This is a genomic window from Lutibacter sp. (assembly GCF_046055765.1).
Lineage (GTDB): Bacteria > Bacteroidota > Bacteroidia > Flavobacteriales > Flavobacteriaceae > Lutibacter.
This window is the reverse complement of sequence record NZ_JASFZF010000128.1, coordinates 1-7,875: the sequence shown is the minus strand read 5'-3', so window position 1 is coordinate 7,875 and position 7,875 is coordinate 1. Positions and strand designations below refer to the sequence as shown.

Here is a 7,875-nt window from a genome sequence, read left to right as displayed (position 1 = left end):
ATCGATTTTATTCGTGTGGGATATAAAGATTATGCGATTAAAATGTCTGCATTTAATGCTGCGATGTCAGAAATTTTAGAAAATGGAATTACTGGAACTGCTCCAGATTTCACAGTTGACTATCCGAATGTATTAGTGAGTAAAGGGAATTTAAAAGGAATTTTAAATCCTTCTTTTAATGCTGATACAGCAGGTCAATTAACATTAAGTTGGACTGATAATTCAAACGAAATTAACGCAAATAACGATGATCGTTTGATGATTTTAATTTATAATCCAGTAAAAAAAGAATCAGTTGTTAAACTTATTGGAACATCAAGGTTTATGGCTTCTCAAATGGTTGCTATTCCAAGTAACTTTTCAGGCGATACAATTCACGTTTACAATGCGTTTATCTCTGCTGACGGTAAAATTATTTCAGATAGTAGTTATGTTGGTTCTGGTACGGCTGCTTAATTTTTAAATCAACTTATCTATTTATTAAACCGTTACATTTATTTGTAGCGGTTTTTTAATATTTCCTCAATCCTATTGCTTCTCTTATATCAAATTCATTTCCAGAATAAAAAGTTGAAAAATCTATTTCTCCATACTCAACAGCTTTATGCTTTCTATCATATAAATATTGATTAAATAATCCAGATTTTAAAGATATATAAACAATTTGTTTGTTAGATTCAAAAGAATGCTCTATTCTATCAACATAAAACATACTTGTTCCTATTTTAGCATTTACGAAATCCATATTTACTTGCTCTCCTACTCTTGGTATATAATTCATCCTTTTACAACTAAATTGTGCGTAATTATCAAAATACCTTATATAAAATACAATTTCTACTTCTTTAAAATCAAATTTAAAGTTTAGTACCTCATCATCAAATAACCTGTAATAAAGTTCTTTAATTAATTTACTTAATTGTGTATAATTAAGATTGATTGCTTCAGAAATTAGTTTCATAGAGGGAAACTCTATGTCATCATCATTCAAATAATCCTTGGCAAAAATAAAATCAAGAAATGGTTTGTATTTTCTTTCATTTTTAAACGCTCTGATTACCTGTTCTTTAATAGATAAAATATCTATCATTGCACGTTTGGAAGAATAATGTTTAATCATTTTTTCTTTAAAGTTAAATAAAATATTGTGGAGATAATGTGGGAATAATATAAAAAGTAAAAACCTTAACTCTCTAATTATAAGATTGTTAAGGTTTTAATTTGCTTTATTAAGCGGTCTGGACGGGACTCGAACCCGCGACCCCCTGCGTGACAGGCAGGTATTCTAACCAGCTGAACTACCAGACCGTTGCTCTTAGCGGATGCAAATATAGTAGTGTTTTTTATATATGCAAAGCTTTTTTATAAGTTTTTACAAAAATCTTTTTCTGCTTATTAAATAAGAAACTAAGATTTGATTAAACCCTTTATTTATATCTACCGGTACATAATCAATTTTATATTGCATACATTTCAATTTCAAATTATTAAAATAATTTTCGACTTCAATTTTATACTGTTTTTTCACAGATGAAGCATACAAATTTATTTCTTCTCCAGTTTCAACATCAACAAATTTCTTCGATGAATTTTCAAAATCGAAATTTAACTCTAATTTTCCATCAAAGGTATGAAACAGTACAACTTCATGTTTATTGTATTTTAGATGACGTAAAGCCTCAAATAACTCAGTTTCGTTCTTTGTAGTTTGAAACATATCTGTAAACAAAAAAATGAGTGATCGCTTATGAATTTTATCAGCAATTTCATGCAAAATTTTATAGGTTTCAGTCGTACTTTTTGAAGTTTTTTTTAATAAATCTTCAAGATATGTCAATAACATTCTTCTATGTCTATCACTTCCTTTTGACGGTGAATAATGATCTACCTTATCACTATAAATACTTAATCCAACAGCATCACGCTGACGTTTTAAAATTTCCATTAAAGCTCCAGAAGCTATTGCTGAAAAAGAAATCTTAGATAAATTGTTTATTGAAGGGTTTTTAATTATTGGATAATGCATAGATGCAGAATTATCAATTATAATATGGCATCGTAAATTAGTTTCTTCTTCGTACCGTTTTACAAATAATTTTTTAGTTTTTGCATATAATTTCCAATCTATATGACGTGTACTTTCTCCTTTATTATACAACCTATGCTCCGCAAATTCAACCGAAAACCCATGAAACGGACTTTTATGTATACCCGTAATAAAGCCTTCAACTACTTGATTAGCTAACAACTCAAGATTGCTTAATTCTGAAATATTTTTTACGGTTAAAGGACTCATTATCTTTATAAATACAGGTAAATATACTATAAAATAAAAAGGCTTAACAAATTAATTGTTAAGCCTTATAAATGTATATTACTTATATCTTATAAATGCGCATTTATTTTTTGCTCATATACAGATTTTGGTGCAACACCAACTTGTTTTTCAACAACTTCCCCGTTTTTAAACACTAAAACTGTTGGAATATTTCTAACTCCGTATTTAGCTGCGAATTCTTGATTTGCATCAACATCTACTTTTGCTATTGTTGCTTTACCTTCATATTCAGCTGTTAATTGATCCATAATCGGAGCAACCATTCTACAAGGTCCACACCATGCTGCCCAAAAATCAACCATTACAGGTTTATCTGATTTTAAAACTACTTCGTCAAAAGTTACGTCTGTTACTTCTAATGCCATATTTTATTTTTTAAAATTATTAATATCTATTTAACTCGTACAAAAGTAAACAAATATTTTACCATTTCAAGTTAACATATATTACTTTTATCTATGGTATTATTAACAAAATTAATTTTTAAAAAACTGAGGCTGCTATCTCCCTTATATTATCCGATTTCCCCATAGAATAAAAATGAACCACAGGTACTCCTTTCGTTATTAATTCTTTAGATTGTTCAATGGCCCATTCAACACCTATTTGGCGCACCTGCTTATTATCTTTACATTTTTCAACTTCAGAAATTAAAATTTCAGGTAAATCTAATTTAAATACTTGTGGTAACACTTGTAAATGTCTTTTAATAGCTATTGGCTTAATCCCAGGAATTATAGGAACTGTTATTCCAATACTACGTGCTTTTTCCACAAAATCAAAGTATTTTTTATTATCAAAAAACATTTGAGTTACTACATAATCGGCTCCTGCATCAACTTTTTCTTTTAATCTTCTCAAATCTGAATCTAAACTTGGAGATTCTAAATGTTTTTCGGGATAACCAGCCACTCCAATACAAAAATCAGAATTATATGGTGTTTCAATAATTTCGTGTAAATATTTACCCTTATTTAAATTTTTAATTTGAGTAACCAATTCTGAAGCAAACTGATTTCCGTTTTTAGTTGCTGAAAAATATTTTTCATGTTTCATAGCGTCTCCACGTAATGCCATCACGTTATCCAACCCTAAATAATGACAATCAACCAGTACATATTCGGTCTCTTCTTTCGTAAAACCTCCACATAACACGTGTGGAATTGCATCTACATTATATTTATATTTTAACGATGCACAAATACCTACAGTTCCTGGGCGCATTCGTGTTATTTTCCGATCTAACAACCCTTTTTTCTCAATATATACATATTCTTCTCTTGATGTGGTTACATCAATAAAAGGTGGTTTAAATTCCATTAACGGATTAATATTATTATATAATTCCTGTATGTTTTGTCCCTTTTGTGGTGGTACTATTTCAAATGAAAATAGTGCTTTTCCGTTGGCTTGTTTTATATGCTCTGTTACCTTCATTATTACATTATTATTTAAAAATTCTCTTATTGAATCGTTTAATTGTACCTTAAACAACGAACGTTTTACTTAATATTTTTAATTGTTGGGCGTTCCTTTCAGGTCGCGCTATTCGTTTTATCTTTTTCTCCGTTTCACTTTAAAAAAGGATACCTCTACTATCGCTAACGCAATTTTAGTTTTAATTATATCATTAAACTTTCTATTTATAATTTCAAAAAACATACTTCGACAAGCTCAGTATGACTGTATTTTCAATAACACTTTTCTATTATTTCGCCTTTGAAACTTTAAGAGATTACTCCGCTAAATTTGGGTTTAACCATTTCTTCGCGGTTTCAATGTCCATATTTTTTCTTGATGCAAAATCTTTAACCTGCTCTTGTGTTATTTTTCCTAATCCAAAATATTTTGAATTCTCATTACCAAAATAATAGCCAGAAACAGATGCGGCCGGCCACATTGCCAAACTATCTGTTAATTCAACACCAATAGTTTCTTTCACTTGCAACAACTCCCAAATTGTTCGCTTTTCTGTATGATCTGGACAAGCAGGATATCCCGGTGCTGGCCTGATTCCTACATAATTTTCTTTAATTAAATCTGAATTTGAGAAAACTTCTGAAACTGCATATCCCCAATATTCTTTTCTAACTTTTTCATGTAAATATTCCGCAAAAGCCTCAGCCAATCTATCAGCCAACGCTTTAATCATAATTGAATTATAATCATCGTGGTCTTTTTCAAATTCAGCAGCTAATTCGGCTGTTCCAAATCCTGTTGACACACAAAAAGCCCCTATATAATCTTCAATTTCTGTGTATTTTGGCGCAATAAAATCGGACAAAGCAATGGAAGGAATTCCTGCTTTCTTTTTTAATTGTTGACGTAAGGTTACAAACTTAGCATCAACTTCTGTTCTTTCTACATCAGCATATATTTCAATATCATCTTCAACAGTATTTGCAGAAAAAATTCCAAAAACAGCTTTTGCCTTCAATAGCTTTTCATTCAAAATTTTGGCTAGCAATAACTTTGCATCTGAAAATAAATTAGTTGCTTCTTCTCCAACTATTTTGTCTGTTAAAATTGCTGGAAATTTTCCATGTAATTCCCACGTTCTAAAAAACGGATTCCAATCTATATAATCAACTAATTTTGTTAAATCAAAATCTTCAATAACCTGAGTTCCAATAAAGTTTGGTGTTGCAATTTTTGTTGAATTCCAATCAATTTTAAAATTATTATTTCTAGCTTCTCGAAGCGTTAAATATTCCTTTCGTTTGGAGCGATTTAAAAAACCTTCACGGACTTTTACATAATCTGCTTTTATCTCTTCCATATACTTCTGATTTGTTCTTGTGTTCAATAAATCTCCTACAACAGTCACTGCTCTAGATGCATCGTGCACATGAACAACTGCATTTTTATATTGAGAATCAATTTTTACAGCCGTATGTGCTTTTGAGGTAGTTGCTCCACCAATTAACAACGGAACTTTAAAATTTTGACGCTCCATTTCTTTTGCTAAATACACCATTTCATCTAGCGAAGGAGTAATTAAACCACTTAAACCAATAATATCAACATTTTCAGATTTTGCAGTTTCAATAATTTTTTCTGGAGAAACCATCACACCTAAATCTATAATTTCATAGTTATTACACGCTAAAACAACACCTACAATATTTTTACCAATATCATGAACATCTCCTTTTACAGTTGCCATTACTATTCTTCCTAATGTTCTAACTTCCTCACCTTTGTCTTCTTCAATAAAAGGATTTAAATAAGCCACTGCTTTTTTCATGACACGAGCAGATTTCACTACTTGTGGCAAGAACATTTTTCCTTCCCCAAACAAATCTCCAACAACATTCATTCCTGTCATTAAATTAATTTCAATAACTTCAATTGGTTTTACTGATTTTAAACGTGCCTCTTCAGCATCTTCAATAATAAATTCATCTAATCCTTTTACCAACGCATGGGTAATTCTTTCTTGTAATGTATTTTCTCGCCAAGACATATCCACTTTACGCTCTTTAGTTGAACTAACCACTGTTTCGGCAAAGTCTAAAAGGCGTTCGGTTGCATCATCCCTTCTATTTAAAATTACATCTTCAACATGTTTTAATAAATCTTTAGGAATTTCATCGTAAATTTCTAACATTGTGGGATTTACAATTCCCATATTCATTCCAGCTTTTATGGCATGGTACAAAAATACCGAGTGCATTGCTTCACGAACTCCGTTATTTCCACGAAAAGAAAACGAAACGTTACTTACACCACCACTTACACTTACATTTGGTAGATTTTTACGAACCCAACGTGTAGCTTCAATAAAATCGATAGCATTTCTTTTGTGTTCATCCATTCCTGTTGCTACAGGAAAAATATTTAAATCGAAAATAATATCTTCTGAAGCAAATTTTACTTTATTCACTAAAACAGCATACGAACGTTTTGCTATTTCAATTCTTCTCTCATAATTATCAGCCTGTCCAACTTCATCAAAAGCCATTACAATTACTGCAGCACCATACCTTTTTATTAATGTAGCTTGACGAATAAATTCAACTTCCCCTTCTTTTAAACTAATGGAGTTTACAATACATTTACCTTGTGCCACTTGTAAACCAGCTTCAATAATCTCCCATTTAGAGCTATCAATCATTATTGGAACACGTGCAATATCTGGTTCTGCAGCAATCAAATTCATAAACCGAACCATAGACTCTTTTCCGTTAATTAAACCATCATCCATATTAATATCGATAATTTGTGCGCCACCTTCAACCTGATGGCGTGCGATAGCTAACGCCTCATCAAATTTCTCTTCCTTTATCAATCGTAAAAATTTACGAGATCCCGCAACATTTGTACGCTCACCAATATTAATAAAATTACTTTCTGGTGTAATTATTAACGGTTCAAGTCCTGACAGTTTTAAATACTTATAAACTTCACTCATCATTCAACATTTCTAAATTTATATTCATCAACCACATCTGCAATTGCTTTAATATGGGCTGGTGTTGTACCGCAACAACCTCCTATAATATTTACCAAATTTTTCTCTAAATAAATTTTAATTTGATCGGCCATTTGAGCTGGTGTTTCATCATATTCACCAAAAGCGTTTGGTAAGCCTGCATTTGGATGTGCTGAAATTGAGAGATTTGATTTTTGTGCCAACACTTCTAAATGAGGTGTTAATTGACTTGCGCCTAATGCACAATTAAATCCGACCGACAATAATGGAATGTGTGATACCGAAACTAAAAAAGCTTCTGCTGTTTGACCAGATAAGGTTCTTCCACTTGCATCTGTTATGGTACCACTCACCATAATTGGTACTTCAATGTTACGTTCTTCTTTAATTTCTTCAATAGCAAAAAGTGCTGCTTTTGCATTTAAGGTATCAAAAATAGTTTCTACCATTAAAATATCTACACCACCATCTAATAATGCTTCAGCTTGTTGTTTGTAAGCAGTTTTTAAATCGTTAAATGTAACGGCTCTATAGCCTGGGTCGTTCACATCAGGTGACATACTTGCTGTTTTGTTGGTTGGTCCCATTGAACCTGCTACAAAACGTGGTTTTAAAGGGTTTTTAGCCGTAAATTCTACTGCAGCTTCTTTTGCTAATTTTGCCGATTGAAAATTGATTTCGTACACATAATCTTCCATTTCATAATCTGCCATTGCAATGGTAGTTCCTGAAAATGTATTGGTTTCAATAATATCGGCTCCTGCGTCTAAATATTTTCTATGAATTGCTTTAATAGCTTCAGGTTGTGTAATTGAAAGCATATCATTATTTCCTTTTACTGAAATATGAAAATCTTTAAACTGTTCACCTCTATAATCTTCTTCTGAAAAATTATATTGCTGAATCATAGTTCCCATAGCACCATCTAACACTAAAATTCGTTTTTTTATTTCTTCTTGTATTGTACTCATTCTCGGTTATTTAAAAATATTCATACCTGTTACGTTAGGGATTGTAGTGACATCCTTTTTTGAAAAAAAAGATATAACGAAAAGCCCGACCGTTTACGGTAACGCCCAAATAATTAGTATTAAAAAAGAAG

The 7,875-nt window shown here is 31.1% G+C and carries 7 protein-coding genes and 1 tRNA gene; 1 reads left to right on the top strand and 7 read right to left on the bottom strand.

Annotated features, from left to right (window positions below; all coding sequences use genetic code 11):
• Positions 1-456, top strand: a 456-nt coding sequence (locus QM495_RS12175; protein ID WP_408672386.1) for a DUF6266 family protein, incomplete at its 5' end; no start/stop codon positions are given.
• Between the two features lie 55 nt (positions 457-511).
• On the opposite strand, the gene QM495_RS12170 is transcribed toward QM495_RS12175, so the two are convergent.
• The 7 genes from QM495_RS12170 to QM495_RS12140 all read right to left on the bottom strand — a co-directional run bounded on the left by QM495_RS12170 (position 512) and on the right by QM495_RS12140 (position 7,744).
• Positions 512-1,120: a hypothetical protein gene (locus tag QM495_RS12170; protein WP_408672385.1), complete on the bottom strand. Its 609-nt coding sequence runs from the start codon at positions 1,118-1,120 to the stop codon at positions 512-514.
• Between the two features lie 114 nt (positions 1,121-1,234).
• Positions 1,235-1,308 (bottom strand) — tRNA-Asp (locus QM495_RS12165).
• Between the two features lie 64 nt (positions 1,309-1,372).
• Positions 1,373-2,296: a DUF58 domain-containing protein gene (locus QM495_RS12160; RefSeq protein WP_408672384.1), complete on the bottom strand. Its 924-nt coding sequence runs from the start codon at positions 2,294-2,296 to the stop codon at positions 1,373-1,375.
• Positions 2,297-2,385: 89 nt separating this feature from the next.
• Positions 2,386-2,703: a thioredoxin gene (gene trxA, locus QM495_RS12155; protein ID WP_408672383.1), complete on the bottom strand. Its 318-nt coding sequence runs from the start codon at positions 2,701-2,703 to the stop codon at positions 2,386-2,388.
• A gap of 118 nt (positions 2,704-2,821) precedes the next feature.
• On the bottom strand, positions 2,822-3,775 hold the full coding sequence (gene metF, locus QM495_RS12150; protein ID WP_408672382.1) for a methylenetetrahydrofolate reductase [NAD(P)H]: 954 nt from the start codon (positions 3,773-3,775) through the stop codon (positions 2,822-2,824).
• A 298-nt stretch (positions 3,776-4,073) separates the two neighbouring features.
• A complete protein-coding gene (gene metH, locus QM495_RS12145; RefSeq protein ID WP_408672381.1) occupies positions 4,074-6,755 on the bottom strand; it encodes a methionine synthase in 2,682 nt (893 codons plus the stop codon).
• Positions 6,752-7,744: a homocysteine S-methyltransferase family protein gene (locus QM495_RS12140; protein ID WP_408672380.1), complete on the bottom strand. Its 993-nt coding sequence runs from the start codon at positions 7,742-7,744 to the stop codon at positions 6,752-6,754. The genes metH and QM495_RS12140 overlap by 4 nt, the downstream gene beginning before the upstream one ends.
• Positions 7,745-7,875 lie beyond the last annotated feature (131 nt).